Annotated in this window: 18 protein-coding genes; 7 read left to right on the forward strand and 11 right to left on the reverse strand. The window is 71.5% G+C overall.

Going from position 1 to position 18,129, the window contains the following annotated elements; genetic code table 11:
- Positions 1 to 31: 31 nt before the first annotated feature.
- Entirely contained in the window at positions 32 to 1,312 is a 1,281-nt protein-coding gene (locus tag ACYU7L_RS18495; RefSeq protein WP_460799784.1) for an acetyl-CoA C-acetyltransferase, read from the reverse strand.
- A gap of 167 nt (positions 1,313 to 1,479) precedes the next feature.
- Here ACYU7L_RS18495 and ACYU7L_RS18500 point away from each other — a divergent pair, with 167 nt between their 5' ends.
- Positions 1,480 to 2,832, forward strand: a complete 1,353-nt coding sequence (locus ACYU7L_RS18500; protein ID WP_460799786.1) for a 3-oxoacyl-ACP reductase — start codon at positions 1,480 to 1,482, stop codon at positions 2,830 to 2,832.
- Complete coding sequence (locus ACYU7L_RS18505; RefSeq protein ID WP_460799788.1) at positions 2,832 to 3,728, forward strand: MaoC/PaaZ C-terminal domain-containing protein; 897 nt, start codon at positions 2,832 to 2,834, stop codon at positions 3,726 to 3,728. The genes ACYU7L_RS18500 and ACYU7L_RS18505 overlap by 1 nt, the downstream gene beginning before the upstream one ends.
- Positions 3,729 to 4,404: 676 nt before the next feature.
- Here the strand turns inward: ACYU7L_RS18505 and ACYU7L_RS18510 are convergent.
- Positions 4,405 to 5,259 (reverse strand): acyl-CoA thioesterase, encoded by an 855-nt coding sequence (locus ACYU7L_RS18510; protein ID WP_460799790.1) that lies wholly within the window; start codon positions 5,257 to 5,259, stop codon positions 4,405 to 4,407.
- Positions 5,260 to 5,302: 43 nt separating this feature from the next.
- On the reverse strand, positions 5,303 to 6,262 hold the full coding sequence (locus tag ACYU7L_RS18515; protein WP_460799793.1) for a PAC2 family protein: 960 nt from the start codon (positions 6,260 to 6,262) through the stop codon (positions 5,303 to 5,305).
- 260 nt (positions 6,263 to 6,522) lie between these two features.
- Here ACYU7L_RS18515 and ACYU7L_RS18520 point away from each other — a divergent pair, with 260 nt between their 5' ends.
- The 5 genes from ACYU7L_RS18520 to ACYU7L_RS18540 all read left to right on the forward strand — a co-directional run bounded on the left by ACYU7L_RS18520 (position 6,523) and on the right by ACYU7L_RS18540 (position 11,904).
- Positions 6,523 to 7,761: a thiolase family protein gene (locus tag ACYU7L_RS18520; RefSeq protein WP_460799796.1), complete on the forward strand. Its 1,239-nt coding sequence runs from the start codon at positions 6,523 to 6,525 to the stop codon at positions 7,759 to 7,761.
- Positions 7,761 to 9,857: a 3-hydroxyacyl-CoA dehydrogenase NAD-binding domain-containing protein gene (locus tag ACYU7L_RS18525; RefSeq protein ID WP_460799798.1), complete on the forward strand. Its 2,097-nt coding sequence runs from the start codon at positions 7,761 to 7,763 to the stop codon at positions 9,855 to 9,857. Before ACYU7L_RS18520 ends, ACYU7L_RS18525 begins: the two co-directional genes overlap by 1 nt.
- A 145-nt stretch (positions 9,858 to 10,002) precedes the next feature.
- Entirely contained in the window at positions 10,003 to 10,179 is a 177-nt protein-coding gene (locus ACYU7L_RS18530; protein ID WP_460799800.1) for a hypothetical protein, read from the forward strand.
- 79 nt (positions 10,180 to 10,258) lie between these two features.
- The gene (locus tag ACYU7L_RS18535; RefSeq protein WP_460799802.1) at positions 10,259 to 10,798 is read left to right on the forward strand and encodes a SigE family RNA polymerase sigma factor; all 540 of its coding nucleotides are present in this window, start codon (positions 10,259 to 10,261) and stop codon (positions 10,796 to 10,798) included.
- Entirely contained in the window at positions 10,795 to 11,904 is a 1,110-nt protein-coding gene (locus ACYU7L_RS18540) for a hypothetical protein (RefSeq protein WP_460799805.1), read from the forward strand. The genes ACYU7L_RS18535 and ACYU7L_RS18540 overlap by 4 nt, the downstream gene beginning before the upstream one ends.
- 12 nt (positions 11,905 to 11,916) lie before the next feature.
- Here ACYU7L_RS18540 and ACYU7L_RS18545 read toward each other — a convergent pair whose 3' ends face one another.
- From ACYU7L_RS18545 to ACYU7L_RS18580, 8 genes are all read right to left on the reverse strand, one after another.
- Positions 11,917 to 13,173: a gluzincin family metallopeptidase gene (locus ACYU7L_RS18545; RefSeq protein ID WP_460799807.1), complete on the reverse strand. Its 1,257-nt coding sequence runs from the start codon at positions 13,171 to 13,173 to the stop codon at positions 11,917 to 11,919.
- A gap of 73 nt (positions 13,174 to 13,246) precedes the next feature.
- The gene (gene dxs, locus ACYU7L_RS18550) at positions 13,247 to 15,151 is read right to left on the reverse strand and encodes a 1-deoxy-D-xylulose-5-phosphate synthase (RefSeq protein ID WP_460799810.1); all 1,905 of its coding nucleotides are present in this window, start codon (positions 15,149 to 15,151) and stop codon (positions 13,247 to 13,249) included.
- Between the two features lie 84 nt (positions 15,152 to 15,235).
- Entirely contained in the window at positions 15,236 to 15,745 is a 510-nt protein-coding gene (locus tag ACYU7L_RS18555) for an NUDIX domain-containing protein (protein ID WP_460799814.1), read from the reverse strand.
- A 23-nt stretch (positions 15,746 to 15,768) separates the two neighbouring features.
- The gene (locus ACYU7L_RS18560) at positions 15,769 to 16,140 is read right to left on the reverse strand and encodes a hypothetical protein (RefSeq protein ID WP_460799817.1); all 372 of its coding nucleotides are present in this window, start codon (positions 16,138 to 16,140) and stop codon (positions 15,769 to 15,771) included.
- A 44-nt stretch (positions 16,141 to 16,184) separates the two neighbouring features.
- Positions 16,185 to 16,757, reverse strand: a complete 573-nt coding sequence (locus ACYU7L_RS18565; protein ID WP_460799820.1) for a GNAT family N-acetyltransferase — start codon at positions 16,755 to 16,757, stop codon at positions 16,185 to 16,187.
- Between the two features lie 3 nt (positions 16,758 to 16,760).
- Positions 16,761 to 17,165, reverse strand: coding sequence for a secondary thiamine-phosphate synthase enzyme YjbQ (locus ACYU7L_RS18570; protein ID WP_460799824.1), 405 nt, complete (start codon positions 17,163 to 17,165; stop codon positions 16,761 to 16,763).
- On the reverse strand, positions 17,162 to 17,794 hold the full coding sequence (locus ACYU7L_RS18575) for a DUF3105 domain-containing protein (RefSeq protein ID WP_460799828.1): 633 nt from the start codon (positions 17,792 to 17,794) through the stop codon (positions 17,162 to 17,164). The genes ACYU7L_RS18570 and ACYU7L_RS18575 overlap by 4 nt, the downstream gene beginning before the upstream one ends.
- The gene (locus ACYU7L_RS18580; RefSeq protein WP_460799830.1) at positions 17,791 to 18,093 is read right to left on the reverse strand and encodes a thiamine-binding protein; all 303 of its coding nucleotides are present in this window, start codon (positions 18,091 to 18,093) and stop codon (positions 17,791 to 17,793) included. The genes ACYU7L_RS18575 and ACYU7L_RS18580 overlap by 4 nt, the downstream gene beginning before the upstream one ends.
- Positions 18,094 to 18,129: the final 36 nt, after the last annotated feature.

The raw sequence follows: 18,129 nt of genomic DNA on the forward strand, positions 1-18,129 counted from the left end.
GCGGACTAATTGCGAGCCGCGGCCGTGTGCCTCAGCGCTCGAGGATCGCGACGACGCCCTGGCCGCCGGCGGCGCAGACCGAGATCACGCCGCGCCCCGAGCCCTTCTCCGCGAGGAGCTTGGCCAGGTTGGCGACGATCCGCCCGCCGGTGGCGGCGAAGGGGTGTCCGGCCGCCAGCGAGGAGCCGTTGACGTTGAGCTTGGCGCGGTCGATGCTGCCCAGCGGCGCGTCGAGGCCCAGACGCTCCTTGCAGAAGACCGGGTCCTCCCACGCCTTGAGCGTCGAGAGCACCTGCGAGGCGAAGGCCTCGTGGATCTCGAAGAAGTCGAAGTCCTCGAACGAGAGACCCTCGCGCTGCAGCATCCGCGCCATGGCGTAGGCCGGCGCCATCAGCAGCCCCTCGCCCCCGTGGACGTAGTCGACGGCCGCGGTCTCGTAGGCCGTGAGGTAGGCCAGCACCGGCAGACCCCGCTCCTTCGCCCACTCCTCGGAGGCGAGCAGGACGGCGGAGGCGCCGTCGGTGAGCGGGGTGGAGTTGCCGGCCGTCATCGTGGCGGCCTCGCCCTTGCCGAAGACCGGCTTGAGCTTGCCCAGCTTCTCCACCGAGGAGTCGGGGCGCAGGTTCTGGTCGCGCTCCAGGCCGCGGAACGGCGTGACCTGGTCGTCGAGGAACCCCGCGTCGTACGCCGCGGCGAGGCGCTGGTGGGAGGTGGCGGCGAGCTCGTCCTGCTCCTCGCGACCGATCTGCCACTCCAGCGCGGTCAGCGCCGCGTGGTCGCCCATGGAGAGACCGGTGCGCGGCTCGCCGTTCTGCGGGATCGACGGCACGATGTCGCCCGGACGGACCTTCGCGAGTGCAGCCAGACGGCCCTTGAGGTCCTTGGCCCGGTTGAGCTCGAGCAGGATCTTGCGGAGGTTCTCCCCCACTGCGATCGGCGCGTCGGAAGTGGTGTCGGAGCCTCCGGCGATGCCGACCTCGATCTGCCCGAGGGCGATCTTGTTGGCCACCTGGATCGCGGCCTGCAGGCCCGTGCCGCAGGCCTGCTGGATGTCCGTCGCCGGGGTCTCGGCGGAGAGCTTGGAGCCCAGCACGGACTCCCGGGTGAGGTTGAAGTCGCGCGCGTGCTTGAGCACGGCACCGGCCACGACCTCTCCGAGACGCTCGCCCTCGAGGCCGTAGCGCTCGACGAGCCCGTCGATGGCCGCGGTCAGCATGTCCTGGTTGGACGCCGTGGCATAGACGCTGTTGGAGCGGGCGAACGGGATCCGGTTGCCGCCGATGACGGCGACGCGGCGGGTCTGGGCCTGCATGATCACTCCTGGGGTTCGAGACGCTGCTGGGTGGTACTGGTTCCCTATCCTTGCCGGTCGAAGCGGCACACGGAATGCGGTGAGTGCCACGTCACGAAAAGTGGACTCCGAGTTACACCTCTAGTTACATGACAGTCACACGCCCCGACACGCAGGAGGACCCGCGCATGAGCGACCGTTACCAGGGCTTCGTCCAGTCCCCCATCGGCAAGCTTCTGGTCAAGAACCTCGGCCTGCCCAACCCGGTGGCGCTCGACCGCTGGACCGAGGGGTCGCCGCTGGTGGAGGGCGTCGTCGTGGTGGGCGGGAGCGGCCGCCTCGCCGACTCGTTGCCCGACCTCCTCGGCGGCCTCGACATCGACACGGTGACCGAGGCCGACCCGGCGAGCCGCTACAAGGGGCTCGTCTTCGACGCGACCGGCATCACCAGCTCTGACGCCCTGGTCGGGCTGCGCGACTTCTTCGCGCCGCTCATGCGCAGCCTCGAGGGCAGCGCCCGCCTGGTCGTCATCGGCACCGACCCCTCCCTGGCCGCCAGCAGCGAGGAGCGCGTGGCCCAGCGCGCCCTGGAGGGCTTCACCCGCTCGCTCGGCAAGGAGGTGGGGCGAGGCGGCACCTCCCAGCTCGTGTACGTCGCCCCGGGCGCCGAGCGTGCCGTCACGTCGACGCTGGCCTTCCTGCTCTCCCCCAAGTCGGCCTACGTCTCCGGCCAGGTGATCCGGATCGGGACCACGGGCGCCACCACGCCCGCCGAGGAGGTCACCGACTGGGACCGGCCGCTCACCGGCAAGATCGCGATCGTCACCGGCGCCAGCCGCGGCATCGGCGAGCAGATCGCCCGGGTCCTGCACCGCGACGGAGCGACGGTGCTCGGCATCGACGTCCCCCAGGCCGCCAGCGAGCTGCAGGGCCTGATGCGCGAGCTCGACGGCGACAGCCTGGTCCTCGACATCACCGCCAAGGACGCCCCTCAGCGCATCGCCCAGCACGTGAAGACCAAGCACGGCGGCGTCGACATCGTCGTCCACAACGCGGGCATCACCCGCGACCGCCGACTGGCCAACATGATGCCGGACAGCAAGGGCGACCGGTGGACGTCGGTGATCTCGGTCAACCTCACCGCCCCCGAGCGGATCTCGCGCGAGCTCCTCGACCAGGGCCTGGTCAACGCCAACGGCCGGATCATCGGCGTGGCCTCGATCGCCGGCATCGCGGGCAACAACGGACAGACCAACTACGCCGCCTCCAAGGCCGGCGTGATCGGGCTCGTCGACGCCCTGGCCCCCGACCTGGGCGACGGGATCACCGTCAACGCGGTGGCGCCCGGGTTCATCGTCACCAAGATGACCGCGGCGGTGCCCTTCGCCACCCGCGAGGTCGGCCAGCGGCTCAACTCGATGAGTCAGGGCGGGCTCCCGATCGACGTCGCCGAGACCATCGCCTGGTATGCCAACCCCGCCTCGACCGCCGTCAACGGCAACGTCGTCCGGGTGTGCGGCCAGATGATGCTGGGGGCGTGATGAGCGGCTCCTCCGCCCCGGCCCCTCGGGTCGTCGAGGGCGAGCCCGGCGGCCTCGGCGTCCTGCTCAAGGCCGCGCTGCCGGCGCTTCCCATCGTCGGCCAGCTCCCCGGCATCCGCAAGGACGCGTCGTCCGCGGCCGAGGGCCTGACCTTCACCCGCCCTGCGGTGAAGGTGGCGCGCGAGCACGCCGACGCCTACGCCGCCGTCTGCGGCTTCCCGGTCAAGGACGTCGTGCCGCTGACCTACCCGCACCTGCTGGCGTTCCCGTTGCACATGGCGATCATGACCGAGCCGGCGTTCCCCTACCCCGCCATCGGCACCGTGCACCTGGAGAACTCGCTGGTCTCCCACCGCCGGGTACACGTCGGCGAGACCCTGGCCGTCACCACCCGGGTCGGTGCACCCCGGGGTCACGCCAAGGGCACCGTGATCGACTTCCTCACCGAGGTCCGCAGCGCCGACGACGAGCTGGTCTGGGAGAGCACGTCGACCTATCTGCGCCGCGGCAAGGGCGACCCGTCGGCCGCCGCTGGGCTGAGCCTGGAGGACGTGCCTCCCACCGGCACCCGCTGGCGGCTGCCCGGCGACCTCGGCCGGCGCTACGCCGCAGTCTCCGGCGACCACAACCCGATCCACCTCTACCCGCTCACCGCCCGCGCCCTCGGCTTCCCCCGCCAGATCGCGCACGGCATGTGGAGCAAGGCCCGCTGCGTGGCCGCCCTTGAGAACCGGCTCCCCGACGCCGTCCGCGTCGAGGTGGCCTTCAAGAAGCCGATCCTGCTCCCCGGCACCGTCGCCTTCGGCTCCCGCCCGACCGACGACGGCTACGCCTTCAGCCTCTCCAACCCCAAGAACGGCGCCCCGCACCTGGTAGGCCGCACCGCTCCCGCCTGACCGAGTCGCAGCGACCCGGCAGGAGTGCGACCGTGCGGACCGCTGGGAGTGGCGCGCCCCCAAGCGTCGCAGAGGCTCTCTGTCGGGCGCACGACTGCACGCCGCCCGAGGCCCGAGTCGGCGCAAGCGCACACCGTACGACGGCCGAGTCGGCGCAAGCGCACCCCGTACGACGGCCGAGTCGGCGCAAGCGCACCCCGTACGACGGCCGAGTCGGCGCAAGTGCACACCGGAGCAGGTCCAGCGTCCACTCGCGTGCCCGACGACGCCGCCGACCGCGCCCAGCAGGGCTTAACCCGTCAGGCGAGGCCTGGTACGACGGGCCGCTAGAACGCGGAGCCCGACTCGCGGGTAACTGGAGATCCTCACCCACCAGGTGAACGAGAACCTCCAGTTACCTGCGAGTCACCCACCCCACACCCGAGTCGGCGCGACCGCGCGCCGTACGACCCACGATGAGGCCGGCTGTGCACGTCAGGGGCACAGACCTCACCCGATGCCCGCTGTACGGCGCGGCCCGTCTCGGCACCCTCGCGCGAGCACGAGACAGCCGGGGCAGGAGGAGCCTCTGGGGCGCCAGTGGTAGTGCACGCCGTCAATCACTGACGTTGTCGGGCGAAGCTTCGGCCGACAACATCAGCGTTCCCCGGTCGACCGGGGAAAACGACAAGGGCTATCACCGCTGCCGGATCAGCCCCTCCTGGGCGACCGTGGCGACGAGGCTGCCGTCGGCGGTGAAGACGCGGGCCAGGGCGAGCCCGCGACCGCCGGAGGCCGAGGGCGAGCTCTGGTCGTAGAGCCACCACTCGTCGGCGCGGAACGGCCGGTGGAACCAGATCGTGTGGTCGAGCGAGGCGACCTGCATGCCCGGGCTGCCGACCTGCACGCCGTGCGGCACCATCGTCGCGCCGATCAGCGTCATGTCGCTGGCGTAGGTGAACGCCGCCAGGTGCAGCAGCGGGTCGTCGGAGAGCTTCCCGCCGGTCTTGATCCACAGCTGGGCGCGCGCGGGGCGCATCGGGTCCTCCGCCAGCCCCCGGGTCGACGTGCCGAGGTGGCGCACGTCGAGCGCCGACCACTCGCGGTCCCACTCGGCAGCCGCCTCGTCGGAGCGCGAGGCGAAGATGGCGCTCAGTCCGATCGCCTCGTCCGGCGGCGGGACCTGCGGCATCAGGTCCTGGTGCTCGAAGCCCTCCTCGGGGCGCTGGAAGTTGGCGGTGAGGAAGAAGATCGGGCGCCCGTGCTGGCGCGCGACGACCCGCCGGGTCGCGAACGTGCGACCGTCCCGGATCGCCTCGACGTCGTAGATGATCGGCACGGCCGTGTCACCGGGCAGCAGGAAGTAGGAGTGCAGCGAGTGCGGCGAGTACGCCGCGTCCGTCGTCCGCGCCGCCGCGATGAGCGCCTGGGCGGCCACCTGACCTCCGAAGACGCGCTGCAGCTGGGTGTCCGGCTGGCGCCCCCGGAACAGGTTCGTGTCGATGTCCTCGATATCGAACAGGTCGACGAGCTCCTCGATGGTGCCGGGCACAGCGGTTCCTCTCAGCTTCGGGCGGGACGGGGGTGGCGCAGGGTCAGCGGGGTTCGGCGTCCGGCCCGTCAAGCCCGGCGAGGAACTGCTCGAACTGGTGACCGATCTCCTCACCGGTGGGCAGCGGCTCGTCACCGGCGAGCAGGCTGCTGCCGCTCTCCTCGGCGCGCTGGAACGCGTCGTACTGACGCTCCAGGCCCAGCACCACCTCGTTCACGTCGTCGTGGGTGGAGAGGTAGCGCGCGATCTCGACCTCGCGCTCCTCGGCCTCGGCGCGCAGCGCCGTGAGGTCGATGGTGAGGCGGGCACCGCGCTCGACCTCCTCGAGCAGCGACACCGCCGCCCGGGGGTAGTCGAGCTGGGCGAGGTAGTGCGGCACGTGGGCGACGTAGCCCAGCGCGTCGTGCCCCCACTCACCGAGGCGCACCTCGAGCAGCGCCTGCGCACTGGCCGGCACCCGCAGCTCACCGCGCCACGGGCTCTCACCGGTGAGCAGCGCCGCTCGGTTGGCGTGGTGGGTGATCGCGATCGGCCGGGTGTGCGGGACCGCCATCGGCACCGCGCCCATGCCGACCACACGTCGTACCTCGAAGCGCTCGACGACCTCGCGCACCGCGCGGTTGAAGGCCTCCCAGCGGTTGTCGGGCTCCGGCCCGCGCAGCAGCAGGTACGGCGTGCCGGCGCTGTCGCGCAGCAGCCGCACGGTCAGCCGGGGCGCCTGGAAGTCGGTGTAGTGGTCGCGCGCGAACGTCATCGGCGGGCGCCGCGCGCGGTAGTCGTAGAACGCGTCGACGTCGAAGGTGGCCACGACCGGCCCGTCCCCGAGGTCCTCGAGGTACGTCGCGGCGCGCGCCGCTGCCGAGCCCGCGTCGAGGAAGCCCTCGAGCGCGTGGACCATCACGAGGTCGCCACCCGCCGGGCCGTTCGCCTTCGCCTCGGCGAGTGCCGCGGTGAGCTCCGGCACGTCGTCGACGATGTGGACCAACCTGGATCCCTCGGTCACTGCTCCTCCTAGATGGTGGCGGTGTCGCCAGTGACGACCGGCCACGCGATACGTCGCTCCGCGCTGGCCCAGCGCGCACGGCAGCCACGATATTCCCCTCGGCCCCCGTCGGCAGCGTCGCGCCCTAGCGTGACCACACCCACACGCCGACCCCGCTGCTGGGGGCGACTGCGTTGTTACCGGGAGGTAACCTATCCCCGGGAGCGCGACGCCCGCCGTCCGCGCGCCCATCCCAGCCACACACCCTCCGAGGAGACTTCGTGCCCCGACAGCTGCGAGAGGTCGTCTTCGTCGACGGCGTGCGCACCCCCTTCGGCAAGGCCAAGGGCCAGTACGCCGAGACCCGCGCCGACGACCTGGTGATCAAGTGCATCCGCGACCTCATGCGTCGCAACCCCTCGCTCCCGGCCGAGCGGGTGGACGAGGTCGCGATCGCCGCGACCACCCAGATCGGCGACCAGGGCCTGACCATCGGCCGCACCGCGGCGCTGCTCTCCGGCCTGCCCAACTCGGTGCCCGGCTACGCGATCGACCGGATGTGCGCCGGCGCCATGACCGCGGTCACCTCGGTGGCCGGCGGCATCGCCTTCGGCTCCTACGACGTCGCCATCGCCGGCGGTGTCGAGCACATGGGTCGCCACCCGATGGGCGAGGGCGTCGACCCCAACCCGCGGATCATCTCCGAGGGCGTCGTGAACCCCGACGCCCTGGTGATGGGCAAGACGGCCGAGAACCTGCACGACCGCTACCCCACGATCACCAAGGAGCGCGTCGACGCCTACGCGGTCCGCTCGCAGGACAAGACCGCGGCGGCCTACGTGGACAACAAGATCCAGCCTGACCTGGTCCCCGTCGCCACCCGCTCGGCCGAGCTCGGCTGGGGTCTCGCGACCACCGACGAGCCGATGCGTCCCGGCACCACGATGGAGACGCTGGGCGCGCTGAAGACGCCGTTCCGCTCGCACGGCAACGTCACCGCCGGCAATGCCGCGGGCATCAACGACGGCGCCACCGCGTGCCTGCTCGCCGAGGAGGAGACCGCCCGCGAGCTGGGCCTGCCGATCAAGATGCGGCTGGTGTCCTACTCGTTCGTCGGTGTCGAGCCCGAGGTGATGGGCGCCGGACCGATCCCCTCGACGGAGAAGGCCCTCAAGCAGGCCGGACTCACCATCGACGACATCCAGGCCTTCGAGGTCAACGAGGCCTTCGCCGTCCAGGTGCTGGCCTTCCTGGAGCACTTCGGCATCGCCGACGACGACGCCCGCGTGAACCCCTACGGCGGCGCGATCGCCATGGGCCACCCGCTGGCCTCCTCTGGCGTGCGGCTGATGACGCAGCTGGCCCGCCAGTTCGAGGAGCGCCCCGAGGTCCGCTACGGCCTCACCACCATGTGCATCGGCATCGGCATGGGCGGCACCGTGATCTGGGAGAACCCACACTGGACCGGCGCCACGGCTGGTACGACGACTGCCACGACCACCGAAGGAGAGGTCGCCTGATGACCGAACTGACCACGCTTCTCGAGCGCGCCGCCGCGATCTCCTCCGACGACGAGGTCGTCACCCAGGCCCTCCTGCGCCCCGTCACCCTGCCCGGCGGCGCCGGCGTCCTCGGCCTGATCACGCTCGACAACGGCCACGACCACACCCGGCCCAACACCTTCGGGCCCCGCTCGCTGATCGCGCTGAGCGAGGCCATCGAGGCCGCGCTGTCCGAGCCGGCGATCACCGCGATCGGCGTGACCGGCAAGCCCTTCATTCTCGCTGCCGGCGCCGACCTCACCTCGATCGCCGGCCAGGGCCCCGACGCCGTGCGCGTCGTCGCGGAGCTCGGCCACGCGGTCTTCCGCCGGCTGCGCGACGGCGGCAAGCCGTCGTTCGGCTTCGTCAACGGCCTCGCGCTCGGCGGCGGCCTCGAGGTCGCCCTGCACTGCGACTACCGCACGGTCGTCAAGACGGCTCCGGCGCTGGGTCTCCCCGAGGTCATGCTCGGCCTGGTCCCCGGCTGGGGCGGCGCCTACCTGGTGCCCAACCTCGTCGGCCCCGAGAAGGCCGTCAAGCTGATCATCGAGAACCCGCTCAACAACGGCAAGGTCCTCGGCGGTCAGCAGGCCTTCGAGCTCGGCCTCGCCGACGCGGTCTTCGAGGGTGCCGACTTCCTCGAGCAGTCCCTGCTCTGGGCCGCCGACGTGCTCTCCGGCACGACCGTCGTGGAGCGCCCCGAGATCGACCGGGGCGAGGCCTGGGACGCGGCCGTCGCCAAGGGCCGCTCGATCGCCGACGCCAAGACCGGTGGCGCCTCCCCCGCGGCGTACCGCGCCCTCGACCTGATCGCCGCCGCCAAGACGGCGTCGCGCGACGAGGGCTTCGCCGCCGAGGACGAGGCGCTGGAGGCGATGTCCCGGGCGCCCGAGACGGCCGCCAGCCTCTACTCCTTCGACCTGGTGCAGAAGCGCGCCAAGCGCCCCGCCGGCGCGCCGGACAAGGCCCTGGCCCGCAAGGTCACCAAGGTCGGCATCGTCGGCGCCGGCCTGATGGCCAGCCAGCTCGCGCTGCTGTTCGTCCGCCGCCTCCAGGTGCCCGTGGTCCTCACCGACCTCGACCAGGAGCGCGTCGACAAGGGCGTCGGCTATGTGCACGCCGAGATCGACAAGCTGCTCGCCAAGGGCCGGATGAACCAGGACAAGGCCAACCGCTTCAAGGCCCTGGTCACCGGTGCCGCCAGCGAGGCCGACAAGGCCGCCGCCATGTCCGACGCCGACTTCGTGATCGAGGCCGTCTTCGAGGAGATGGGCGTCAAGAAGGCGGTCTTCGCCGACCTCGAGAAGTCCGTCTCCCCCGAGTGCGTGCTCGCGACCAACACGTCGTCGCTGTCGATCACCGAGATGGCCGCGGACCTGGCGCACCCCGAGCGGGTCGTCGGCTTCCACTTCTTCAACCCGGTCGCCGTTATGCCGCTGCTCGAGATCGTCAAGGGCGAGCAGACCGACGACGCGACCCTGGCCACGGCGTTCGCCACCGGCAAGGCGCTGAAGAAGACCACGATCCTGGTCAAGGACAGCCCGTCGTTCATCGTCAACCGGCTGCTCGGCCGCTTCCTGGGCGAGGTGGCCAAGGCCGTCGACGCCGGCACGCCCCTGCAGGTCGCCGACCGGGCCTTCGCCGGCGTCGCCCCGATGCCGCCGTTCGTGCTGCTCTCGCTGGTCGGTCCGGCCATCGCTCTGCACAACAACGAGACGCTGGCCGGCGCGTTCCCCGACCGGTTCTATGTCTCCCCCTCGCTGAAGCGGGTCGTCGAGGCGCGCAAGGGCTCGTTCTACGGCGCCGACGGCAACGTCGACCCCGAGGTCGAGGCGCTGCTGGAGAAGCCGGAGAACCCGGTCGTCCTCACCGCCGACGAGATCCGCGCGAAGGCGCTGGCCGGGCTCGCCGAGGAGGCCCGCCTGATGCTCGAGGAGGGCGTCGTCGCGGCTCCGCAGGACCTCGACCTGGCGATGATCACCGGTGCCGGCTTCTCGTTCTGGAACGGCGGCCTCACCATGCTGCTCGACCGCAGCGGAGCCAGCGAGCAGGTCAACGGCAAGCGCTTCCACTGAGTCGCACGCCAGCGCACGCCCAGGCCGCTGAGCCGGCGTGAACGCGTGACGTAGAATCACCGAGTCGGCGCATCCTCTCGCCAGGGTGCGTCGACTCGGCATTTCCGGACACTGCCTCCGTCAGGTGCGCCTGTAGGTTTGCCCCATGACCGAGTCCCCCGACGAAGCCCGCATCGAGAGCCGCTCCGACCTGCTCCCCGAGGAGGTCGCCGCCGGCAGCGACGACGCCATCGGACAGGCCCAGGCGATCCTCGAGGAGTCCGACGACCGGACGGAGAACCCCGAGGAGACCCGGCACGAGTCGACGCAGACTCCCGACTGAGCGAACCTTCTCCTCACCTGATCGCGTCTGGGTGGGTGAGCCGGTCCACCACGGAGCGGCCCCACGGAAGAGGTGATCCATGGCTCGCAGGGATCCTGCGGCGTTCGCCGAGTTCGTCGCCGCCCGCTCGACGGCGCTGAACCGCGCGGCGTACCTGCTCGTCGGCGACGTCCAGCTCGCCCAGGACCTGGTCCAGGAGGCGCTGACCAAGACGTACGTCGCGTGGCCGCGGCTGCGTGACACCGGCGCCGTCGAGGCCTACACCCGCAAGGCGATCACGACGACCGCCATCGGCTGGTTCCGGCGCAAGGGCTGGTACGGCGAGCGGCCGACAGCCGACCTCCCGGAGCCGCTCGTGGGGCAGCCCTCGTCCGGCCACGCCGACGCGGTGGCGCGCCACGAGTGGCTGTGGACCGCGCTGCAGGAGCTGCCGGTGCGTCAGCGCGCCGCCATCGTGCTGCGCTACTACGAGGACCTCACCGAGGCCCAGACGGCCGCTGCCATGGGCTGCGCCGTCGGCACCGTGAAGAGCCAGGTCTCGGCCGGGCTCACCAAGCTCCGTGACCGGCTCGGCGACGACGCCGACCTCTCCCTCGACGACCTGGTGGTGACCCGATGACCGGACTGCTGAACGACGTGATGCACGAGCGCGCCGAGAGCCTCGACACGGCTCCCCCGAACGTGGCGGCGATCATCCGTGCGGGTGAGCGCCGCGTCACCCGACGCCGTACGGCCTGGGTCGGCGGCGGTGTCGTCGCCGGGCTGGCGCTCGCGGCGATCGCGCCCATGACCCTGGGGGGCGACGGCCCGTCCACGCGCGGCATCGCCCCGGCGGCCACGTTCGCCGAGGGCCAGGTCGTCTACTCGCTGGGATCGACGATCCACGCGGGCCCGCAGAAGATCGAGGCCGAGCGCGATGTCTTCACGCTGGCCACGACCGATCACGGGGTCGTGTTCAGCGACGAGCCCGGTCAGGTCTGGTCCAGCACCGGCGGCGCTCCGACGCGCGTGGGCCAGAGCGGAGGCGAGGGCGTCGAGCTCTTCGGCGGGGACGACCTGGCCGCCTGGCTGGACACCAGCGCCGGCGCCGCCACCTTCACCGTCCTCGACCAGGGGTCTGGCGAGATCCACCGGCTGCCCGCTCAAGGTCAGCCCGGGGACGGTGAACGGGGGGCGACCGTCGCGGTCGATGCGATCGACGGCGACACCGTCTACGTCCATGACGACCGCGGCCCGATCGCCTGGGAGCCCGCCAGCGGCGAGACCACGGTCCTGGAGACCGTGCCTGGCGAGCTCGTCGACGTCTACGACGTGGAGGACGGCGTGTTCGCCTACGACGTCAGCGACGGCCGCGACACGGGGACCGGGATGGACGAGGAGGAGCCGCAGCAGCGGGTGGGGCGCAGCCTGATCGACGGCGTGGGCGTCGAGATCTGGAACGCCCGGATCTCTCCGGACGGCGCTCATCTGTTCTCGGAGGTATCGGACGAGAACGTCATCGTGGAGACCGCCACCGGCCGTCGCCTCCCCTTCGACAACCAGGGCTACTCGTTCCTCGTCGGCTACCACTGGCTCGATGACGAGACCTATGCGGCGATCGCCTTCCGCTCGAACTCGGACCCACAGCCGGAGCTGCTGCGCTGCGACCTGCAGAGCGGTGACTGCGAGGTCGCGGTGGACGGTCTGCCGGCTGATGTGTTGATGTCCATCCCCACGAGCTCCTGACGGCGCGCACGCTCAGCCGAACGTCGCGACGATCCGCTCCCCCGCCCGACGGGCCAGCTCGGTCTCCTGCAGGCCGAGCTGGTCCTCGAGCACGCCGTCCTGCTGCGGGGCCTCAGCGGCGGCGTACGCGTCGAGCAGGCCCCACAGCACGTCCTCGCCGAACGTGTCGACCAGGTGCTGGCAGGCCCACCAGGAGATGCCGTAGTTGGCCCCCGACTGGGCGCCGTTGAACGTGTCGTCGCCGGGCAGGTCGTCGATCCCCCGACGCGCGGCCTCCAGCGCCTCGCGGGAGATCGTGCGGTCCTCGCGCGCCAGGGGCAGGACCGAGACCCACTCGGCCACCCCCTCCGACAGCCAGGTGGGGACGTCGTCGTCCTGGTCGCCCAGGGCGACGTGGGTGAGCTCGTGACGGATCAATCGGTCGCGTGGGGCCCCGGAGCGCGTCAGCATCCGCGGATGCAGCATGAACCGGTACGCCGCGGTGCGCCCGGCGCCGCCCGCCGGGACCGGGAACGCGACGGCGTCGAGCCGGTCCGGGTCGCCTCCCGGAAGTCCCCGGAGCCGCCCCAGCACCTCGGTCGTGGACAGGGCGTAGACCACCACCCGGCCGGCCCACTCCGACGGCACCACCCGCGCCACCTCGGAGCGGGCGGCGTCGACGGAGGCCAGGATCGAGTCCGCGTGCTCGACGCTGTCCTCGTCGAAGACGCCGAGGACCCCGCCCTGCTCGCGGACCACCACCCTGCCCAGGTCCCAGGGCTGTCCCGCGACGTGCTGACGCCGCTGCCAGCGGCGGTCGCCGTCGGAGCTGATCAGCCAGCTGCCGTCCACCTGCGGATCGGGGACGAAGCGCAGGCGACGGGTCTCGACGACGGGCACCGCGTCGTACCCGTCGAGCTGCATCCGCAGCCGGACGTCGACCTGCACCTCGCCGCCCTGCTGCTCCACGAGCGAGTCGGGCACGAGCGTGTGGCGGAAGGCCGTGAGCGGCAGCTGCCCGAGGTTGGCGAAGTAGCGGCGCTGGCGGCGCTCCAGAGCAGGGTCCCCCTCCAGGACACCGGCCAGGAACGCCTGCACGTTCTCGCGGCGCACGGCTCGGTCGCGCCGACCCAGCGCTGCCTCGATGCCCTCGACGACCTGCGCGGTGTGGTCGTCGGACTCGGGGACCTCGTCGTCGAAGACGGCGCAGCCGGCCCCTCCCAGGAACACGCCCAGGACCACGGCCAGCGCGAGCACGCAGCGGAGGAGTCGCGACGCGCACCAGGGCATGCCGGATCAACGACGCAGGCCCCGAGCCGTCACGGCCGGGGCCCGCTGTGCCGCCGGGGACGGGGGGTGGCGGCTAGACCGGACGGTCCGCGTCGACCAGAGCCCCGCCCTCGGAGAGGGCGGTCATGTCCTCGACGATGCCGCGCGCGATGGTCTGCGCGGTGAGACCGATCCGCTCGAGGATCGCGGCGCGCTTGGCGTGGTCCAGGAACTCCTGGGGGATGCCGTGCAGGCGGAACGGCGTGTGCACGCCGGCGTCGTTGAGCGTCTGCAGCAGGACCGCACCGCAGCCGCCCACCCGGCCGTTGTCCTCGACGCTGACCACGAGCCGGTGCTCGCGGGCGAGCTCGATGATCGCCGGGTCGACGGGCTTGACCCACCGCGGGTCGACGACCGTGACTCCGATGCCCTGGGCGATCAGCCGCTCCGCGACGTCGACCGCCGTGGTGCACATGGATCCCACGGCCACCACGAGCACGTCCTTAGGGCCGTTGCGGACGAGCACGTCGGCGCCGCCGGCCTTGCCCACGGCGTCGATGTCGTCCGGCGGCGGTCCCTTGGGGAAGCGGACCACGGTCGGCGCGTCGTCGACCTCGACGGCCTCGTTGAGCAGTTCGCGGAGTCGCGTGGCGTCACGCGGCGCGGCGAGCTGCAGGCCCGGCACCACCTGCAGCATCGACATGTCCCACATGCCGTTGTGGCTGGCACCGTCGTCGCCGGTGACGCCCGAGCGGTCCAGCACGAAGGTGACGCCGCACTTGTGCAGCGCCACGTCCATCAGGACCTGGTCGAACGCCCGGTTGAGGAACGTCGCGTAGACCGCGAAGACCGGGTGCAGCCCGCCCATCGCCAGGCCGGCCGCCGAGGTCGTGGCGTGCTGCTCGGCGATGCCGACGTCGAACGTCCGCTCGGGGAAGTGCGCCTCGAAGTGGTGCAGGCCGACCGGGTGCATCATCGCCGCGGTCAGCGCGACCACGTCGGTGCGGCGGTGGCCGATGTGCACGATCTCGTCGGCGAAGACGTCGGTCCAGATCCGCCCCTTCGGCGTCTCCTCCCCGGTGTCCACGTCGAAGGGACCGGGCGCGTGGAACTGGTCCGCCTCGTGGCGCTCCGCCGCGTCGTACCCGAAGCCCTTGCGGGTCAGCGCGTGCACGATCACGGGCCCGCCGTAGCGCTTGGCCTGAGTGAGCACCTGCTCCATCGCGTCGCGGTCGTGGCCGTCGACGGGTCCGACGTACTTCAGGCCGAGGTCCTCGAAGAGCCCCTGCGGCGCGATCGCGTCCTTGAGGCCCTTCTTCATCGCGTGCAGGGCGTCGTACGCCGCGGGGCCGACGCCGGGGACGGCGTTGAGCCGCCGCTTGACCTGGTCGAGGACCTGCTCGTAGCGGGGGTTGGTGCGCAGCGCCGTGAGAGCGGTGGCCAGGCCGCCGATCGTGGGCGTGTAGGAGCGACCGTTGTCGTTGACGACGATGACCAGACGGCTGCTCTGGGCGATGGCGATGTTGTTGAGCGCCTCCCAGGCCATGCCGCCGGTGAGCGCGCCGTCGCCGATCACGGCCACGACGTGGCGGTCCTCCCCACGGATCGCGTAGGCCTTGGCCAGCCCGTCGGCATAGCTCAGCGCGGTGGAGGCGTGGGAGTTCTCGACGATGTCGTGGTCGGACTCGCCCTGGCTAGGGTAGCCGCTGATGCCGCCCTCCTGGCGCAGCCGGTCGAAACCGGCCGCCCGCCCCGTCAGCAGCTTGTGGACGTAGGACTGGTGCCCGGTGTCGAGGACGACGCGATCGCGTGGAGAGTCGAAGACCCGGTGGATCGCCATCGTCAGCTCGACCACCCCGAGGTTGGGGCCGAGGTGTCCGCCGGTGCGTGAGCAGGTCGCGACGAGGAAGTCGCGGATCTCGCTCGCCAGCGCGTCCAGCTCGGAGTCGTTGAGACCACGCAGGTCCCTCGGGGTCGAGATCGACTCCAGGTAGCCCATCAGCGCGTGTCCTCCCAGTTGGCTGTGCCGACCCACAGACGCGCGGGCCGAAGGACGAGTCTATCGGGGACCGACAACGAGGGCTCAGTCGTCGGTGGGGTTGCCAGCCGTGTCGACGGCCGCGCCGTCACCCGTGCCATCACCTGGGCCCGGAACGGGCCGCCCGGCCGCCACGGTCAGCTGGTCGTGCAGATCGGTCCCGACGAGCATCGGGAGCACGATCGCCGCGGCAGCCGTCAGGTCCAGGGAGAGCGCAGCCGACGGCTCCACGAACACGATGCGCCGCCCCTCACCACAGACGATGTCGTCGTCGGTGAGCGTGGTCGCACCCAGGAACACGTGGCACACATCATGCGAGTCATAGGCCTCGTGGAACACCTCCACGTCGCGCCACCAGCCCAGCCCCGACTCCAGTCGGACGCCGGTCTCCTCCTCGAGCTCGCGGTAGGCGCAGGCCTCCGGGTCCTCCCCCTCGTCGAGATGGCCGCCGGGGAGGCCCCACTTGTCCGGGTCGATCACCGGATGGGAGTCCCGCTCCTGCAGCAGCAGCCAGCCACGCGGATCGACCAGGATCACACTCGAGAACTCATGCACGCCCCGCACGCTACAACCCGGGCCTACAGCCGGGCGACGAAGCGTCTCCCCCGAAGCGCCTCCTCCACCAGGCCGACCGCACGCCGTACGCCGAGGAGGCGGGCCTCCTCGACCTGCCAGGTCTGCACCGCCGCCTCCACGACATCGGGAGAGGCGACGTCGCGCAGGGAGGCGCGGGCCTCGCTGAGACCACGGCGCACAGCCGCCTGGCTCGCCTCGACGTGCAGGGTCGCGAACCGGGCGAGCACGACCACGTGACGGCGCAAGGTCGGGTGGCCGCGGTATTCCGGCGGGCACACGTCGAGCAACCAGTCGGCCGCCGTGCGCTCCCAGTCGGGGGCGTCCGGCGGCCGGACCTGGGCGGGCCATCCGGGTGGAGCGACGTACCTGGGCATGACCGGATCCTACCCCGCCCTCGAACACCTGTTCGACCCTGGGCTCAGGCGAACCGACGCTCCAGCTCGGCGAGCAGAGGGTCGCGCAGGCCGACGCAGTCCTGCGCCCAGAAGGGCTCGCAGTAGACGAGGGCCCCCGTCAGCCGCGGCTGATGGCCGGACAGCCGTCGGACCTGGAACGCGGCGTCGGGGATGCGCACCGACGGACGCACGAACCCGTGGGCACTCCCCCGCTCGAAGCCGAGTCGTCCGTAGTAGCCGGGGTCTCCCTCCAGGAAGACGGCGGGTGCTCCCAGCTCCTCGGCACGTTGGGCAGCGGCCTCGACCAGCCGCGCCCCGCATCCCTCACGCTGGCGCTCCGGCGAGATCGCCAACGGAGCCAGCACGAGCACCGGCACCAGACGTTCGCGAGCGTCCACCCACGAGTCACTGAGCATCACATGACCGACGACGAGACCGTCCACCTCGGCCACCAGCTCAGCCCGGACGCGTCCGGAGGCCCACAGCGCCTCGACCAAGCCCCCGACCTCGGCGCCCTCGTCACCGAAGGCGGACCGCACGACGGCGAGGGCCGTCGGCCGATCTTCGCGCCGGGCGTCCCGGATGACCGCGGACATCGCTCACCCCTCCAGGAGGGAGAGTCGAACCTCACGCGTCGCGTTGTCCACGTTGAGGTCCACCAGACAGATGCTCTGCCAGGTCCCCAGTGCCAGTGAGCCGCCCAGCACCGGAACGGTCGCATAGGGCGGGACCAATGCCGGCATCACGTGCGAGCGACCATGGCCCGGGCTCCCGTGGCGGTGGCGCCACCGGTCGTCGGCCGGCAGCAGATCCTGCAGGGCGGCGAGAAGGTCGTCATCGCTGCCCGATCCGGTCTCCAGGATCGCCAGACCCGCGGTGGCGTGCGGGACGAAGACATGGAGGAGCCCGTCGCCCCGATCGCGCGCGAAGTCAGCGCACTCTCGCGTGATGTCGAGGACGCGTTCGCGGCCGCCGGTGGAGCACGTGATCGTCTCGGAGATCATGACTGGAATGCTCCCACCGTCTGGCTGTCGATGCCCGGACGCCCCGCAGGCGGCCCATCGTCCGGCGCGTCGTCGGGGTCGCTCACTCCGCCGGCACAGTCCGCGAACGGCTCGGGCGCCGTACCGCCATCGCCGAAGGTCTCGATGAAGAGCCCAAGCCGAGGATCGTCCGCCCCGGTGAGGGCCAACTGCCGCCCCCAGACGGAGACCACCACCGGCGTCTCGAGCCCGGGGTACGGCGACAGGATGCCCTCCGCCGGCAGGATCGCCTCCAAGTCGTCGACATCCGCACCTGACAGACCCTCGTCGTAGGTGATCCATACCGTCCCGTGCTCGAGGGAGTGGACCGCCATCTCGTCCACGACCGGCTCGTCGTACCTGCCGCACTCCCACCACACAGGGGCGTGCTCCCCACCCAGGGGAGGCGTCTGTTCGTAGTCGACATCGCCGCTGGTGTGCAATGCGTCGAGGTCCTCGACCGCCACAACCTCGGCGAGGTCGACAGCGCGAGAAGACGCGGCAGACCCCCGCAGCTCCCCGACGACGAGGGGCACCGACAGCACCGCGCCCAGCAGCGTCAGAGCCATCAACCCCGACAGCATCAGTGGGAGCAGGCGACTGCTGCTCACTGAGAACCCAGGAGACGCTCGACCCGCTCGACCTTGGCGGAGAGCTGTCCCTGGAAACCCGGGCGGATGTCGGCCTTGAGAACAAGCGAGACGCGTGGCGAGACCGCAGCGACGACCTCGACCGCGCGCTTCACGACGTCCATGACCTCATCCCACTCCCCCTCGATGTTGGTGAACATCGCGTTGGTCTCGTGGGGCAGGCCCGAGTCGCGTACGACGCGCACCGCCGCCGCGACCGCCTCGCTGACGCCGCCTGACTCGTCAGCCACGGACGGGGAGATGCTGAAAGCCACGATCATGGGCCAACCGTAGCGCGGGGCCGGCGGGGGGGGGGG

The organism is Nocardioides pacificus (assembly GCF_054775955.1).